Consider the following 15,612-nt stretch of genomic DNA (forward strand, 5'->3'; position numbering starts at 1 on the left):
AGTCGTACTGAGAGTTGATCAAAGTTCAATGTATCAAAATAACCCATGAACCTCTTTAAGGTCATGGGTTTCTGATACTGAACATCATACATGCTCCAGATCATCGATAGGCTCATGCTGTCTGGATTTGAGATACTCCGCCGGAGACACACCGAAGTGCGCCCGGAATACCCGGTGGAAATAGGAGTAGCTCGCAAAACCGCAGGATTCGGCAATATGCTCCAGTGTCATTTCACTGTATTTCATTCGTTCCAATGCCGCATTCAGACGGATCTCAATCGCATATTGAATCATGGTCTGATTGTAGTGCTCCTTGAATAAACGGACTGCACGTGACAGACTGAGCCCTGCATAACGTGCCGCTTCCTCAAGCTTGAACGTAACCGTGGCATGTTCCTCAATAAAACGCTTTAACTTCAACGCAGAGGAAACTGCCCGATCGGTCTGAATATTCTCTTTAATTGCCCGGTCGATATACAGACATAATCCGCGCAGTAACGCATCCTTTAGCTCCGCATTTTCCTCAAGAGGTCCGCGACGTTTCTCAAGTAACATATTTCTCCACAGGCTGATGAGTTTATCATCAAGTCCAATCCGGCTCACGGTAGATCGATGCTGCCGTTTCCACCAGTTCTCGATCCAGCTGCCCTCGCAGAAAAGATAATAATCTCCGCTGGACAAACGTCCTTCTTTATGTGGTTCATCTACAACGAGATGATAGTCGTCACCAGGCTTTAAGAGCAGCAAATCCCCGCTAGTCATCCTGAATTCTTTATCCTGTACATACACTTTGCACGAGCCTTCGGTCTGCAGACGGAACAGATAGGTTTGCAGCTCGCCCTTCATATTATGAGTGAACGCCTTATAGTGGTATGAGTAGTCACAGATCAGTACAGATGTCTCTAACGTATCCAAAGATAAAATCCCCCAATATGTACATCCTGCATGCATTCAAATGGGCTACATTCGATTGATGCAAAATGATGGAAATAAAATTTGATCAGATAGTTCATGTTCTGACTATATTGTATATGTTCATTCTAGCCTGTTTTGCGTTAGGATGATACCAGATAGAGCAATGAAAGCAAATTTGAGAACAGAGGTGTATCCTACATGAAAAAACTTAATATTGGTTTGCAATTGTTTACACTCCGTGATGAAACTGCAGCAGATTTTCGTGGTACGTTGCGTAAGGTAGCGGCCCTTGGATATGAAGGTGTGGAGTTTGCCGGATATGGCGATATTCCAGCTGAGGAAATGAAAGCGCTACTAGATGAACTTGGACTGAAAGGATTCAGCAGCCACGTTTCACTACATGCAATGCGCGAAGACTTGCAAAAACAAATCGATTACCTGAAAACAATTGGTGCACAATATATCATTTGCCCTTACCTGATGCCAGAAGATCGTCCTGAGAATGCAGAAGGTTGGACCAAGCTATTCGCTGAGTTACAACAATATGGAGCTGAAGCTGCGAAACAAGGGTTGATCTTCGGATACCATAACCATGACTTTGAATTCCATGGCCAAGTTGGCGATGCCAATGCGTTTGATGCCATGTTCGCTCAGACATCACCGGAAGCGGTAAAAGTGGAAATGGACGTATGTTGGGTACAATTTGCGGGACAAAATCCGATCGAGTATATTAAACAATATGCGGGTCGCTTGCCGCTACTTCATCTGAAGGACTTCAGCAAAGACGAACAGGGCCAGATGAAAACACTGGAATTGGGACAAGGTTCGGTTGACCTGCCAGCTGTTATTGAAGGCGCTACGAATGCAGGCGTGGAATGGCTGATCGTGGAACAAGACGTATGTCAGAATCCTCCGCTTGAGAGCGTATCCAACAGCTACAACTGGTTAAAAGAAAACTACCTGAATCAATTCTAATGGACCATCGAACCATGAAAAATGCTAATCTATTTGTCAAAGGAGACTTATGTACATGAGTAAAATTAAAGTTGCTGTATTCGGCTGTGGAGCCATTGCCGAGCGCAGACATATTCCAGAGTACGCTGCCAATGAGAACGTAGAACTTGTCGCTTTTGCCGATCCGGTTGTGGAGCGTGCGGAGAAGATGGCCGAGACTTACGGCGGTAAAGCGTATTCCAGTTACGAAGAATTGCTTGCAAACGAAACAGTGGATGCCGTTAGTGTGTGTACACCAAACTATCTGCATGCGCCAATGGCGATTGCTGCTGCAAATGCAGGCAAGCATGTATTGGTTGAGAAACCAATGGCAGTATCCACTGAGGAAGGCGAGCAAATGATCGAAGCTGCCAAGAAAAATGGCGTGTATTTGATGGTTGGACACAACCAGCGTTTGATGCCTCCTCACGTAAAAGCAAAAGAAATTCTCGACTCCGGCAAACTCGGTAAAGTCCTTAATTTCCGTACATCATTTGGTCACCCGGGTCCGGAAGGCTGGAGTGTGGACGGAGCCGAAAGCTGGTTCTTCCGTAAAGAAGAAGCGATTATGGGCGCAATGGGCGACCTGGGCGTGCACAAATCCGACTTTATCCGTTATCTGCTGAATGATGAAGTATCTGAAGTGGCTGGTTTCATCAGCACACTGCACAAGGAAGGCACTAAAGTTGACGATAACGCAACTTGCTTGCTGCGTATGAAGAGCGGAGCGATCGGAACGCTCGTAGCAAGCTGGACACAATACAGAGCTGGAGACAACAGTACAGTGCTGTGGTGCGAGAATGGTGTTATGAAGATCGGAACAGTGGAAGGCGATGAAGTTATCGTTGAGCTGACCAATGGTACAGTTGAGACGTACAAAGTTGGTGCCATGGCTACCAACGAGAAACAAGTGCCGAGTGGTGTCATTGACGCATTTGTAGAGTCGATTGTAACCCAAACACCTCCAGCGATTTCAGGGGAAGAGGGCTTGCGTTCCCTGCAAGTGATCTTGGCAGCATTCGAATCCGAGAAAACAGGTCAGATCGTTAAACTGTAATCCAACCGAATGACAGTGCAATTTCTAACATTCTATATGTCTTAATCTATGATATAAGGGACTTATCTTCAGAGAAGTGTTCTGGGGTAAGTCCTTCTTTATTTGTTCCCGGGCAAGTGGGGGAAAGTGAACAGGGATACGGTAATTGTGCAATAGGTTTTACAATAGTGGATCGCTTTTACACAACAGAAAAGGCTGATATTACGCCCTATCGCGTAATATCAGCTCTTTAGAGTCATCAAAATTAATGATGGAATGATTAATTTTCTTTAGATGCCAGCCGGTACATCACTGCCCAGATCCAACCATGCGATTTCAGCAGGAGTAAGCGTGATGCGTGATCCTTCGTCACAGGAGAGCAGTTCTGCCTGATTCTGGGCTCCGATCAGGGCACAAGTTGGGAACGTCTGATTCAATACATAAGCGAGTGCAATCTGAATGGGTGAGGTTTTCTTCGAATTAGCCAATTGTTCAGCCCGATGTAACCGTTCCCAGTTGTCATCACTGTAGAATACACGCACCAGATCTTCATTATCCCGAACTTCAGGTGTGAACCTTCCAGTGAAGAAACCACGTGCTTGAGAGGACCAGGATAGCAATGGTAGTTTGGTTTGCTCATGCCATGCCAGCGTCTCTGCATCTGCTGACACACAGCCTTCCCAGAAAGGTTCGTTTGCTTTGGCGAGACTGAGATTTGGACTGCTGAATGTGAAGCCTTTCAGGCCATTTGCCGCAGCATATGCATTGGCTTCCTCGAGCCGCTGCCAGGTCCAGTTGGAGGCGCCAATTGCGCCGATTTTACCGGATTCAATATGTTCGTTCAGTGCTTCAAGAATAACACTGACAGGGGTATTGGGATCATCGCGGTGCAAGGCATACATCTCTACGTGATCTGTCTGAAGACGCTCCAGACTTTCCATCAAGTCACTGCGGATGGCATCAGCGTTCACACGTGGTCCATTCTGGTCATGATGCGCGCCTTTGGTGAGAATGACGATCTGGTCGCGGTTACCACGTTCTTTCATGTAACGACCAAGGACTTCTTCACTCTGTCCACCACAATAGATATGAGCTGTATCTACAGTGTTACCGCCAATCGACAGAAAAGCATCCATGTTCGTAGCTGCTTTGTCGTAGGCATTATGCACGAAATAATCGGTTCCTTTAATCAATCTGGAGACACGTTTACCTGCACCAGCAATTTCGATATATTCCATAAGTCAGTTCATCCTCTCAATTATAGTGTAATTCGTGTACGTTCTTCCGCTGAACGAAGGCAAGCTTCCAGTACTTTCATATTAGCTACCGCATCGGAAGGGGCGAAGCGCAGACCCTTGCCCTGAAGTACAGCACGTGCCATATCATCTCCCTGTAGAGAGTAGTGGTTCACTTGCGGGACTTCAATCTCTCTGCGTTCACCACCAGCCGTTACATAAAAGTTGGAACTGCGGTCCTGTCCACTGATAAATGCCGAAGGGACTTCAATAATACCGTCGGATCCCAATACTTCGAGCGTGTTGCGGAAGGCTGCCCACATGCTGCTGTCAAACGTCACGCCAACGTGATTATCGAATTCCAGCAGTCCGGAAGCCATCATATCGACTTGATCATGCTCTGGGGAGAACATGCCAATAACAGTGGCTGCACTTGGTTCTTGACCAAGCAGCAGACGTGCTACGCTGATGGAATAACATCCGATATCATACAGTGCACCTCCGCCCCAATCCCGCCGAAAACGGACATTGCCGGATGCATTGGAGTTATTAAATGAAAATGTGCTGTGCATACCACGAATCTCACCGATCTCACCGCTGGCAATGATATCCCGGATCTGCTCATATCGTGGATGATGGCGGTACATGAATGCTTCAGCCAGATGCACACCTGCATCTGCACAAGCTTGAACCATCTCCTGAGCTTCCTGCTCTGTCAGAGCCAGTGGTTTCTCGCACAAAATATGTTTGCCTGCTTCAGCAGCCCGGATCGTCCATTCTCGATGAAGATGATTCGGCAGTGGGATATATACGGCATCGATGGAATCATCAGCGAGCAAAGCTTCATAACTGCCATAAGCCTTGTCGATCCCAAGTTGTTCGGCCGTCTGTTTGGCTTTATCTTCGTCTCGACTGGCAATCGCGGTTACTTGATTTAACTCAGATTGCTGCAGGCCTGGAATGACGGATTCCACAGCAATGCTAGCGCTACCAAGAATGCCCCAACGCAGTTTTTGAACTGAATTCATGTGTTGTATCCTCCTGTGTATGAATGTATATTGTGATTATAAAGAATAGACCAATGAATTAAAATGATAATATATTGAAGTTAGTTAACACAATATTGTTGATCAAGGAGAACCGGCTATGATGAGACAAACCGTATTGCTTACCCTGCAGGATATTCCATATTTTTGTTATCCCGAGTCCGTTGGACATTATATGGACCACGTCCAGCATGCCGTGTTGCGTGAGGCCGGCGCACTGAACAACTTTAATATTCACTACGTCGCTTCGGGCAAGGGATATGTGGAAGTGGACGGGGTGGTGCATGAGCTTCGCGCAGGTCAGGCGTTTCTCTATTTCCCGCAGCAGCGGCAGCATTATTATAGTAGTGAAGATGATCCATGGGATGTACGATGGGTTCATTTTTACGGTGAACGTCTGCATGATTATATGATCGAGCGGGGGTTACATCGCAATCTATTGTGGACACTACGGCAACGCAGCTCTTGGGAAGAGGCTCATCTGGCCTTGCTCACTGAAGCCGAACAGAACACCATGCTGCGTCCGGCTCAACTATCCACACTGACCTATGCCGTACTTGCCGAGTTCGTGCAGCATGCAGTACCTTTAAAGAGCACACGTACCACAAGTAAGGCGGAGAGTCGGGTTCTTGCACTACTTCCACAGATGCAGCAGGAGGCCTGTCAACCTTTCCTGTTACAGGACTGGGCGGATCTCGCAGGTGTGAGTTCGTATTACTTTTGCAAAATGTTCAAGAGTGCGGTGGAGATGACGCCCATGGAATTTATTACTCGTTCACGACTACAGATGGCGAAGCAATGGTTACTCGAACGGCCTACGGCTAACATTGGACAAATCGCGGAGGAAGCAGGGTATCCCAATGCCAGTTATTTTAATCGCCAGTTCATGGCCCATGAGGGGATGACACCTACGGATTACCGCGGATTGTATCACAATTAACCCGTATCCTTTCGATGTTGCCAGCGCTTGAGGAATAGTGGTTTGACACAGAGCTCAATCAAGTCTATTATGGATAAATTAAATCCGTGTATAATGAGGTGCCCTCATGAAATATTCAAAAGCGACAAATTATGCTTTGCATACGATGCTTCATCTTGTAAGTACTGCCCCCGAACAGCTGGTTAGTGTACACCAACTTGCAGAATTGCAGAAGGTATCACCAACCTATCTGTCCAAAATTTTGACCAAATTGGTTAAGGCGGGCATGATCGAATCAACTTCTGGCGCCAATGGTGGCTACCGGCTTAGTCGTAAAAATCCGGATCCTTCTTTCCTGGAGATCATTCATGCGATTGAAGGTCAGGCGTCCCTGTTCGAATGTTCCCAGAATCATAACGCAGGCTGTTTGATCCAGCAGGTGATGGTGCAGGCGGAAGAAGAGATGGAAAGTTTTTTGAACAATAAAAAAATGTCGGAACTGGCTTCCCAGATGAAGGGTGCACACTCCCTGTAACTTGCACTAGAAGTGATCTTTCCCCAACCTCGCGAGAGGTAAGGAAAGATTTTTTTGTATCGTTGTACCTAATAGAAGGCAAATGGTACAATAAGGAAGGTATAGTATGCATACATACATGATCCTAATTTTACATCACATTTTACATCTCTGGAGGGACAACACATGAGCCAATCAACGATCACAGGACTGGAACAATTGCTCGCGCTTGAAAACATTCGGAATACCAAGGCACGTTATTGCCGCTATATTGATACGAAACAGTGGGATACCTTGGGTGATGTGTTTGCTCCGGATGCAGTGGCCGATTTCAGCACAGAAGGCAATCCAATTCCGGTATTAACAGGCCGCGATACGATCGTACAAGTATTCCGTGATCTGGTGGATGTTGCCGTAACTGTGCATCATGTTCATAGCGCCGAAGTTGAATTTGTATCTGAGAACGAAGCAAAGGTCATCTCCCCAATGGAAGATTGGGTCACGTTCCCGGAGGGCAATGAGAACAAATCCTTCCACGGATTTGGGCATTACCACGAAACTTTTGTCAAAATCGACGGCCAGTGGTACATCAAACATACAAGTCTGAAACGTCTTCGTTTGGACCTGTTTGAATAGTATACTCAGTTTAGAAGAATAGAGAAGTTGGTCAACCATAAAATAATAGCCCCGAGGAGCGTGATGAACGCATCCTTGGGGCTTTTTTGTGTTAGTGGAAGAGGGCAGCTGACACATGTATCATTCATAGAAAATAGGTAGAAAAAAAGACAGGTTCAGAACCCGAGGGTCCCTTCCTGACTTCTTTTGGTTAAATGAGATATTAGATCTGATGACTTGTTTTCGTGACTTTCCGTGACTGCATTCTCAGATACACCTGAGAGAAAATAACGGATGCCAGTGCAACTACGGTCATACCCCAGAAAATATTGGTGTACGCTGAGGACAGCGGCATGTTCTGCATTGCCGTTAATGCTACGCCAGTAACAGCAACACTGAAAGCACCGCTGAAGAACTGACTGAGTTGGAACAGCCCCATACCTGCGCCCACCTGATCCATGGTCAGATTGCCTGACAATTCATTGGACACGCTGGTGGTCAGGGAAGAGAAGCCAACGCTGAGCAGGACATAGACAGCCATAATGGCGTAGATGTTATTGTCTGCAAATAAGGCGAATAGCCCGGCCGCTGCCAGTAGCAGCCATGGTGCAAATTTCAATAGCAACGTATTGCCGTGTCGGTCAATCATGCGGCCGATCCGGTTGGACAGTAGCATAGACACGACTGCACCGGGGAAGATGACAAGTCCGGATTGAGCAGGTGTCAGTCCATACAGATGCGCCAAAATTTGAGGTAACAGGAACAACGTTGAGAAGTTATTAATGTACGATACAATCCCCAGCGAGCTGAGCATCATATATTTTTTGTCTTTGAACAAAGCAGGTTGAACAAATGGATCTGCCGCGCGCCGAATTCGGAGCCAGAACAGAAGCAGTGCCGCAGCACCGATAACAAGCGTGTACCACTGACGGGAAGTCAGGAATAACAGCACACCGGTAGTACCGATGGCGAGAAGCACGGCACCCAGCAGGTCAAATGAACCTTTTTGCGGTGTTTCCCGCGGGAGCAGTTTGAAGAATACAGGAATCAAGAATAACGTTAATCCCGTAACGATGAACAGATCATGCCATCCCAGAAACTGAGTAATACTTCCGCCAATGACGGGACCAAGTCCAAGCCCCAGTGAACTCGCGGACATGATGACAGCCATCGATTTACCCCGGCGTTCATGTGGAATGTACCGGGTAATCAGCACAATGGCAAGCCCCGGAACCGAAGCAGCACCTGCAGCCTGAATTAGACGTGCAATGAGCAAAATGATGAAATGATCACTGAAGAATCCTAGAACGGATGCTGCACCAAGTAACGTAAGCCCGGTCGTGAATAATGTACGAATGGGTATGAAATCGGATAGACGTGAGAACGTAATCGAGGAAATGGCAAATACAATGGAGTACCCTGTAACAATCCATGAGGAAGCGACGGATGTAAGCATAAATTCGGCTGCTATTTTGGGCAGGGCCAGATTAAACATCATTGTATTCATGACAACGAGTACAACGGTGAAGCCAAGCAAGCTTACAATTAATCCTTCCTGTATTCCGGTCCGTTCCCCTGATGATGCGGTTGCGGTGTTGTTCATAAAAACCTCCTAGAGTGATGTGTATTTCGCAACATTTCAGAAACGGTGTGTAACATTTGCAAAATGTAGTATGATGTCAATCCCGTGCCTAACAGCAGGGGTTACATAACGAAATCATTAAAGTTCGATTGGTGTCGAACATTAGAAATATATCATGGATGTGTGTTAAAATACAATGGATAGTCTGAAAAAAGGAGACTACAATATGAAGATTTTACATCATCCACAAGTATCAGATATTGAACTTTCCTCCGTATTGTATGCGTTAAGCGACCCGACCCGTCTTGGGATTGTTGCCGAAGCAGCGAGAAGCGGGGAGCAGCCGTGCAGTCATTTTCATGCACCTGTTGTGAAGTCAACGATGTCGCATCACATTCGGACCCTGCGAGAAGCTGGAGTCATTCGGGTCAGAGTGCAGGGCACACAGCATTTTCTCACCCTGCGATCCGATGATTTGGAAACGCGCTTTCCAGGACTCCTGCAACCGTTATTGCAAGCCGCAGCTCAGTCGAGCACAGATCCTTCCTAAATGTTGTCCTTTCTTCAGGTCGAAGAGGGGACATTTTTATTGTCTGATACTGCATGTTCAAAAAGTTAACGATTCAGCACCGAGAAGGTTGCGAGAACCTGAAGGAGGAGGAGCGGAGTGTAGGCAAACCTACATGAGCACCGGACTCCGAAGGTGAACGCAAGATTCGATGTCGAGTTCGCTTCGTGGTCTACTTCGTGATCAATTGGGGACTTTTTGAACTACCTCTAATACTGCTGCGACATTCTGTGTCGTACCTTGCCCTATATAATAACGGTGAACACACAAACCATATCGAAAAGAGGTTCACAACCATTGGCAAAAACTAAAAGAGGACGCGTTTTGTGGAGTCTTCCTTCCAGGGGCCGGGGAACATGCCCGGTGTGCAGCAGTACCCGAATTAAATTGTTGTATACGCAAACAAAAACAGACGGTACAAGTCTGAAAGTATGCAAGAAATGCTTCAAAGCCGTGCAATCCAGAGTGGATAAGGCACATGTATAACATAACTGGCCTGTTCTTCGGAACGGGCCATGTCTTTTGATATAATCGAATATATTAGGAATGGATGAGATGGGGGCGGGAAGATGAGTAACATGCATCGGATTCACTGGTTTGACGAACAGATTCGGGGGGGACGTTTTCCGAATAGTAGCTGGCTTGCCCGTGAATTTGAAATCTCCCGTCGTCAGGCTCAGCGTGATATTGAATATATGGCAAGTTCCTTGCGAGCCCCTTTGGTGTATATGGCAAAATATCGGGGCTATTGTTATGAGGATCAGACTTTTCGATTGCCCCATTTGTATATGACCGAAGAAGAGCAGCGTGTGCTGAAATATCTGGCGCATCGTTACCGGCATTACGATTATGATCAATCGGACGCAGTGAAACGTGTAGCGCATTTGCTGGAGCGTTTTACGTTGGAGGAACAACAGATGGGAAGTAGCGAGCTTCCGGTATTTTCGGCGCAACCGAAGCAACTGCAATTCTTTGAATTATTGTCCCATGCCATAACTGACTTGCGCAGAGTACATATTCATTACAGGGATCACGATGGAGAACGGCAGTTTTCCTTGTGTCCATTAAAGATGATATCCCAGTTTAACGCCGATTACGTGGTGGGTTATGAAGCAGATCCTGTGCAGCAAGTGGCGATTCGCTTGGAGGGCATTGTTCATGTATCGATCTTGGATGAGAGATTTGAGTACAGGTCAGATGCCCTCCTAGGTGGATGGGAAGAACCACTGCCTGTGCGTAAACCGTTTGTAGCTGAGATTCGCTTGAAGGAATTGCAGCACATGGACCTATGGCAAGGATATCGTATTCGGGCTAGGCAAGATCAGATTTATTCAATTGAATTTTATGACACGGATGCTTTCTTGCAGCATTTGTTTGTTAGCGAATGGGAGGAACTTTTATCTCCTGGGTGGCTTAGACGCAAGCTTCAGCAAAGCGCAGAAGGATTAATGGACAGGCTCGCGATACAACGTAAGCAAAACGTGGAATAAAGCAGCATAGAGAGGAGAAGATACTTCCTTGGCTGAGAATATTTTAGATAACCTCGTCATGAAGCGGGAGTCCAAATCATACGTGGATAGTTTGCATGCGATACTCACCCATACAGGCCAGTTTCAAGGTTCCAAGGTTGTACTTGCCGGATATACGGGCATGGCTTTCAAGCTGTCGGTGCATCGCAGACTACTTCCCATGTCGGTTACAGCGTATGGACAATGGGGGGAAGCGCATCGTCCCGGAGTTGATAACCTGGGGATATTCACGATCTGGGATGGGGGACGTACACGTCATTCCACGTTTGGTTATTATCAGCAGGATGCAGTGAATTGGGTGAGACGGAGTATTGATGAAGGCACTGGTGTGATTTACTGGATTCCTGAGTTCGGTGTTATTCATGGATATGATGACAGTGACCGCATCTTTTATGTGCAAGACGGATGGAGCAAGGAACCTCAGATTTTGTTGTATGACAATTTCGGTTTGAACTTTACCGGATTTTGGTATTGTCAGGTGTTTGGTGATCAGGTCCGCATCCCTGAACAACAGATGCTGCTGGAATCCCTGCGACTGGCGATTGAGGATTGGGATACCCCCTATCGTCTGTTACCTGATCAGAATATTGCTTCAGGTAAAAAGGCATATGATGTGTGGGTGGAGGCCCTGCGGAGTGGGGATTTCGATGAATCCGGTGCAGGTTATATTTTGGAATCCTTCTGCCATTCGCGAACCGAAATAAGGATGTATTTGCAGGGTGTTCGAGGGATATGGAACGAACTGGACCAGACTTGTGCATATTATGAACAGCTTGGGACGTTAATTGACCAAATGAAAGGATATATAGTTCAGCAGGAAAATAGACGTGTCTTGCGATCAGATACGACAGAAGATCTAGCACAGGTACTCGTGAAGGCGAAAGTACTGGAAGAGCAGGCTATTGATTATTTTCGAGTGATATCCAGGAAGTATCCTGACCGTAAAAGGTCCACTATACCACGGTGGGGAGCACATTCCGCGCGATAGGATGAGAGAGGAAGGGAGTGAAGGATGATGGCGACAAAAGTAGTATTACAGGACTGGATTCAATCCCCGCAAGCTGTGAATTTTGCTGATGAATGTAGATCATGGAGCGGTGTGAGCGCGTATACAGATGCGTTGTATCGCATTTTATTACATAAACAGTGGATGGATTTCCCGCACCACATGATTGCAGGTATGACGGCAAGTGCATTCCGATTAGTGGTGGATCGGCGTCTGACCGCAGAATCAATTCCGACATACAACTGGATGGCAGAGAACTTTGTCGCAGCAGACTTCATTGGTGTGAAAACGGGACAACATGGTGGATTTTCATTTGAACCGACTTTTCCGCTCTATCAGAAGCATGCTCTGCTGGACATTAAAGCTTCCATTGACCGGGGCGTAGGTGCGATTCTCTGGCACGATCAATTTGTCATTGTTACTGGATATGATGATGCGGAACGGGTGTTATTCATCTGTGAAAGTAAAGGTAATGAAATCATTCGTCTGCCCTATGATTCGTTTGGGAGGAACAGTACACCCTACTGGTATTATCAGATTCTGGAAGCCTGTGCACCTATCGATTTATGGGAAGTTTGCAAGGAATCGTTAATCCAGGCCGTGTACAAATGGGAAACTCATGACTATATGCTGCCGCCCCAAGATTATGCCTGTGGGGCGGCTGCGTATGCCGCTATTGCTGCTGCTTTGCAGTCAGGAACATATGACGCTGAACAAGCGGCAACTGTACTTTTTGCTATTATGCCAAATCAAGATTGGATATTTCCCCTTATGTTGCAGGACTTAAGCATCTGTCCATTCAAATGGACCAGGTCATAGACGAGTATGAGCTACTCGCAAACCTGTACACAATGATCATTGAGGAAATAGACAACTTCATCTCTTGGGATTCGAGAGAACCGGAATGTGTGCAAAGGGTAATTGAGCTTATCCGGAAGGCAGGGGCTACGGAACAACGTGCCATTGATGCCATTAAACGTGCCTTTCCAGAGACGATAGGCAATCGTTTTAAGGATGTTGGATTAAGATGAATGGAGCATGATAGAGAAAATTGAAAAACTCAGCAGGAATAAAACCGGACAGGCTACAGCCGATCCGGTTTATTTGTAATGAACATCAACTCATGTGATCCAAGCTAATCATAACTTTTACAAGAAAAAATAACCAAAATTTTAATTTTGGGGTAATCCAAATCCCCTCTTGTTCCGAATATTATATTAGATGGTCTTTTTTGGATGATGATATTCAAGGACAACAGGGGGCGGGAGTATGGTACATAATCCGGAAACCATTCAGGAATGTATCGAACATGCACGGCAAAGGCTCTACCAGATTGCAAGTCAATACCCGGAACTATGGCATCCGGAGGTTATTCGCCAATCCATGGTGCTGGATGAGTTAATTAATGAATATAACAATGCAACTCGCGGGAGAACGATCTCGAATCAACTGAAATCATGATCTTTCTGAACAAAGAATTCCAAGAAGGGATTCCGTGTGTTTGCCTTACTCTTTTACCGCCCCGAGCACAATCCCCTTTACGAAGAAACGCTGCAAGAACGGATATACGAGCAGAATCGGCAGAGCCCCAATAAAGATCTGAGCCGCGTTCACCGTACGTTGAGACATGTTCTGGAGCTGCGTTGCATCCACGTTCATGTTGGAGAAATCTTGCTGTACAATTATGGTCTGCATTAACGTGGCGAGTGGATATTTGGAAGCATCATTCATATAGATCAAACCGTCAAACCAGGAATTCCATTGACCTACCATGGTGAATAAGGAGATCGTGGCAATGGCGGGCATGGAAACAGGCAGATAGATTTTGAACAGGGTTGTGATATGGTTGGCTCCATCGATGAATGCGGCTTCTTCCAGCTCTTTTGGCACGTTGCGGAAAAAGTTCATCATGAGAATCAGGTTCCAGACAGCCACCGCTCCCGGCAAAATGAGAGCCCACATCGTATTCATCAATCCAAGCTTCTGGATCAAAATATAGGACGGAATCAATCCCCCGCTAAATAGCATTGTGAAGATGAAAAACCACGCATATAACGAGCGCCCCTTGAAGTGAAGACTTTCCTTGGATAACGGATAAGCTGTCAGGAAGACAAGTGTCATACTGAGCAGTGTGCCCAGAACCGTACGTTGGACTGAGATCCAGAGTGCACTGAGAAAGTTACTGTTACCAAATGTTTTGGTATAGGCGTCCACCGTAAAATCAATCGGCCACAGTGTCACCAGATTGGCGGATGCTGCCGCTTTACCACTGAAGGAAACCGCCAGAATATGGACCAGCGGCAGGATGCACAGGATCGAGACGGCCGCGATGAATATCAGGTTAAAACCATTGAATATACGGTACCCGGTTGTTTTGTGATACACCTTGATTCCTCCTTAATGCGTTATGCTAACTCTTTTAGAAAATACGGTAATTGGCGATTTTGTACGCCATCCGGTACGCAGAGATGACCAGGAACATCGCGACAAATGATTTGAATAGTCCAACGGCGGTCGCAAAGCTCATTTTGCCATTCAGAATCCCCATCCGGTAAACAAAGGTATCGATAATATCGCCTTTTTCATATACCAGCGGATTGTACAGGTTAAAGATCTGGTCAAAGCCTGCATTCAGGATATTGCCCAGCGATAACGTACCTACCACGATAATCATCGGCACGAGTGCGGGCAGGGTAATATGTAATGTCTGTCTAAGTCGTGTTGCCCCATCTACCTCCGAAGCCTCATACAATGCCGGGTTAATACCCGCCAGTGCTGCTAGAAATACAATCGTACCGAATCCAAACTCCTTCCACACATCACTGACAACCACCGTTACACGGAACCAGTCGCCATCCCCCAGAAAGAAGATCGGTTCAACGCCAGCCGCCGCTAACACCTGGTTTACCAGCCCACCTTCCGGTGATAACATATCGAGCAGAATGCCGCCCAGGACAACCCAGGACAGGAAATGGGGCAGATACACCAAGGTCTGTGAGAAACGTTTGAACGTAGAGTTCCGAACCTCGTTTAGCAAAATGGCGAACACCACGGGGGCCACAAGTCCGGCCACAATTTTCATCGAAGCAATCAACACCGTGTTCCAGATGACCTGAACGCTGTCGGGATATTCGAACATGAACCGGAAGTTGTCCCAGCCCACCCATTTGGAGCCAGTGAACCCCAGCCACGGTTTGAAGTCCTGAAAAGCAATAATAATGCCGCCCATGGGCACATAGGCGAACAGTAAAGTGAGCAGTACAGCAGGCAGCAGCATCAGATGCAGCGGCCACGTGCGTTTGAAATTCCAGCGGGTACGTTTGCGTGGATGGGGTGTCATCTTTCGTACCGGCGTATTGGTTGTTAACGGTTGTTCGATAGCCATCAGGGTCCCTCCTTTATCTCGTCCAGCCCGGGCAACATGAGGCGAGAAAGCCTCAGCACAGAGTGGAGCAACTGAATTATAGCAACGGAAAAGGGCGGACTATAGAACAACATTTCAATGCGGATGTTGAAATATTAACTTGTTGATGGGAATAGAGGATTTCAAGCCACTGGAAAGCGAGAGAACATAAAATCATATAGAAATGTAAGGGTTTTCAATATAAAATAGGACTTCGGTGTAGAAAGACTTCAAATTCAGAGACAGGGTGA

18 protein-coding genes are annotated in these 15,612 nt (G+C 46.6%); 12 read left to right on the top strand and 6 right to left on the bottom strand.

What is annotated here, in order from left to right; translation table 11 throughout:
- Positions 1–84: 84 nt before the first annotated feature.
- A complete protein-coding gene (locus ACDJ59_RS29925) occupies positions 85–915 on the bottom strand; it encodes an AraC family transcriptional regulator (RefSeq protein ID WP_315939870.1) in 831 nt (276 codons plus the stop codon).
- A gap of 198 nt (positions 916–1,113) precedes the next feature.
- Here ACDJ59_RS29925 and ACDJ59_RS29930 point away from each other — a divergent pair, with 198 nt between their 5' ends.
- Entirely contained in the window at positions 1,114–1,890 is a 777-nt protein-coding gene (locus tag ACDJ59_RS29930; protein ID WP_047841639.1) for a sugar phosphate isomerase/epimerase family protein, read from the top strand.
- A 55-nt stretch (positions 1,891–1,945) separates the two neighbouring features.
- Positions 1,946–2,965, top strand: a complete 1,020-nt coding sequence (locus ACDJ59_RS29935) for a Gfo/Idh/MocA family protein (protein WP_076212960.1) — start codon at positions 1,946–1,948, stop codon at positions 2,963–2,965.
- A 269-nt stretch (positions 2,966–3,234) separates the two neighbouring features.
- Here ACDJ59_RS29935 and ACDJ59_RS29940 read toward each other — a convergent pair whose 3' ends face one another.
- Positions 3,235–4,182, bottom strand: coding sequence for an aldo/keto reductase (locus tag ACDJ59_RS29940; protein ID WP_100529885.1), 948 nt, complete (start codon positions 4,180–4,182; stop codon positions 3,235–3,237).
- Between the two features lie 20 nt (positions 4,183–4,202).
- The gene (locus ACDJ59_RS29945; protein WP_413407135.1) at positions 4,203–5,207 is read right to left on the bottom strand and encodes a Gfo/Idh/MocA family protein; all 1,005 of its coding nucleotides are present in this window, start codon (positions 5,205–5,207) and stop codon (positions 4,203–4,205) included.
- Between the two features lie 118 nt (positions 5,208–5,325).
- Here ACDJ59_RS29945 and ACDJ59_RS29950 point away from each other — a divergent pair, with 118 nt between their 5' ends.
- The 3 genes from ACDJ59_RS29950 (at position 5,326) to ACDJ59_RS29960 (ending at position 7,294) form a co-directional block, all read left to right on the top strand.
- Positions 5,326–6,165 carry an AraC family transcriptional regulator gene (locus ACDJ59_RS29950; RefSeq protein WP_339195655.1) on the top strand — a complete coding sequence of 280 codons (840 nt, stop codon included), beginning with the start codon at positions 5,326–5,328 and terminating at the stop codon, positions 6,163–6,165.
- Between the two features lie 106 nt (positions 6,166–6,271).
- Positions 6,272–6,679 carry an RrF2 family transcriptional regulator gene (locus ACDJ59_RS29955; protein ID WP_017692155.1) on the top strand — a complete coding sequence of 136 codons (408 nt, stop codon included), beginning with the start codon at positions 6,272–6,274 and terminating at the stop codon, positions 6,677–6,679.
- Positions 6,680–6,844: 165 nt separating this feature from the next.
- Positions 6,845–7,294 carry a nuclear transport factor 2 family protein gene (locus ACDJ59_RS29960; RefSeq protein ID WP_074096526.1) on the top strand — a complete coding sequence of 150 codons (450 nt, stop codon included), beginning with the start codon at positions 6,845–6,847 and terminating at the stop codon, positions 7,292–7,294.
- A 202-nt stretch (positions 7,295–7,496) separates the two neighbouring features.
- On the opposite strand, the gene ACDJ59_RS29965 is transcribed toward ACDJ59_RS29960, so the two are convergent.
- Complete coding sequence (locus tag ACDJ59_RS29965) at positions 7,497–8,876, bottom strand: MFS transporter (RefSeq protein ID WP_413407136.1); 1,380 nt, start codon at positions 8,874–8,876, stop codon at positions 7,497–7,499.
- A 205-nt stretch (positions 8,877–9,081) separates the two neighbouring features.
- Between ACDJ59_RS29965 and ACDJ59_RS29970 the strand changes: the two genes are divergently transcribed.
- The 7 genes from ACDJ59_RS29970 (at position 9,082) to ACDJ59_RS30000 (ending at position 13,419) form a co-directional block, all read left to right on the top strand.
- Positions 9,082–9,405: an ArsR/SmtB family transcription factor gene (locus tag ACDJ59_RS29970; RefSeq protein WP_036606795.1), complete on the top strand. Its 324-nt coding sequence runs from the start codon at positions 9,082–9,084 to the stop codon at positions 9,403–9,405.
- A gap of 315 nt (positions 9,406–9,720) precedes the next feature.
- Entirely contained in the window at positions 9,721–9,909 is a 189-nt protein-coding gene (locus ACDJ59_RS29975; protein ID WP_074096524.1) for a hypothetical protein, read from the top strand.
- An 83-nt stretch (positions 9,910–9,992) separates the two neighbouring features.
- Complete coding sequence (locus tag ACDJ59_RS29980; RefSeq protein WP_413407137.1) at positions 9,993–10,913, top strand: helix-turn-helix transcriptional regulator; 921 nt, start codon at positions 9,993–9,995, stop codon at positions 10,911–10,913.
- 28 nt (positions 10,914–10,941) lie between these two features.
- A complete protein-coding gene (locus tag ACDJ59_RS29985; protein WP_413407138.1) occupies positions 10,942–11,940 on the top strand; it encodes a hypothetical protein in 999 nt (332 codons plus the stop codon).
- Between the two features lie 24 nt (positions 11,941–11,964).
- Positions 11,965–12,777, top strand: coding sequence for a hypothetical protein (locus ACDJ59_RS29990; protein WP_413407139.1), 813 nt, complete (start codon positions 11,965–11,967; stop codon positions 12,775–12,777).
- Positions 12,762–12,989 carry a hypothetical protein gene (locus tag ACDJ59_RS29995; RefSeq protein ID WP_413407140.1) on the top strand — a complete coding sequence of 76 codons (228 nt, stop codon included), beginning with the start codon at positions 12,762–12,764 and terminating at the stop codon, positions 12,987–12,989. Before ACDJ59_RS29990 ends, ACDJ59_RS29995 begins: the two co-directional genes overlap by 16 nt.
- 238 nt (positions 12,990–13,227) lie before the next feature.
- Positions 13,228–13,419 carry an aspartyl-phosphate phosphatase Spo0E family protein gene (locus ACDJ59_RS30000; RefSeq protein WP_341129914.1) on the top strand — a complete coding sequence of 64 codons (192 nt, stop codon included), beginning with the start codon at positions 13,228–13,230 and terminating at the stop codon, positions 13,417–13,419.
- A gap of 45 nt (positions 13,420–13,464) precedes the next feature.
- Here the strand turns inward: ACDJ59_RS30000 and ACDJ59_RS30005 are convergent, their stop codons facing one another.
- Together ACDJ59_RS30005 and ACDJ59_RS30010 are read right to left on the bottom strand one after the other, a co-directional pair.
- On the bottom strand, positions 13,465–14,343 hold the full coding sequence (locus tag ACDJ59_RS30005) for a carbohydrate ABC transporter permease (protein WP_047841631.1): 879 nt from the start codon (positions 14,341–14,343) through the stop codon (positions 13,465–13,467).
- 34 nt (positions 14,344–14,377) lie between these two features.
- A complete protein-coding gene (locus tag ACDJ59_RS30010; RefSeq protein WP_036668173.1) occupies positions 14,378–15,298 on the bottom strand; it encodes an ABC transporter permease in 921 nt (306 codons plus the stop codon).
- Positions 15,299–15,612 lie beyond the last annotated feature (314 nt).

The sequence above is a fragment of the Paenibacillus amylolyticus genome (genome assembly GCF_047302515.1).
In the GTDB taxonomy this organism is placed as follows: Bacteria; Bacillota; Bacilli; order Paenibacillales; family Paenibacillaceae; genus Paenibacillus; species Paenibacillus amylolyticus_G.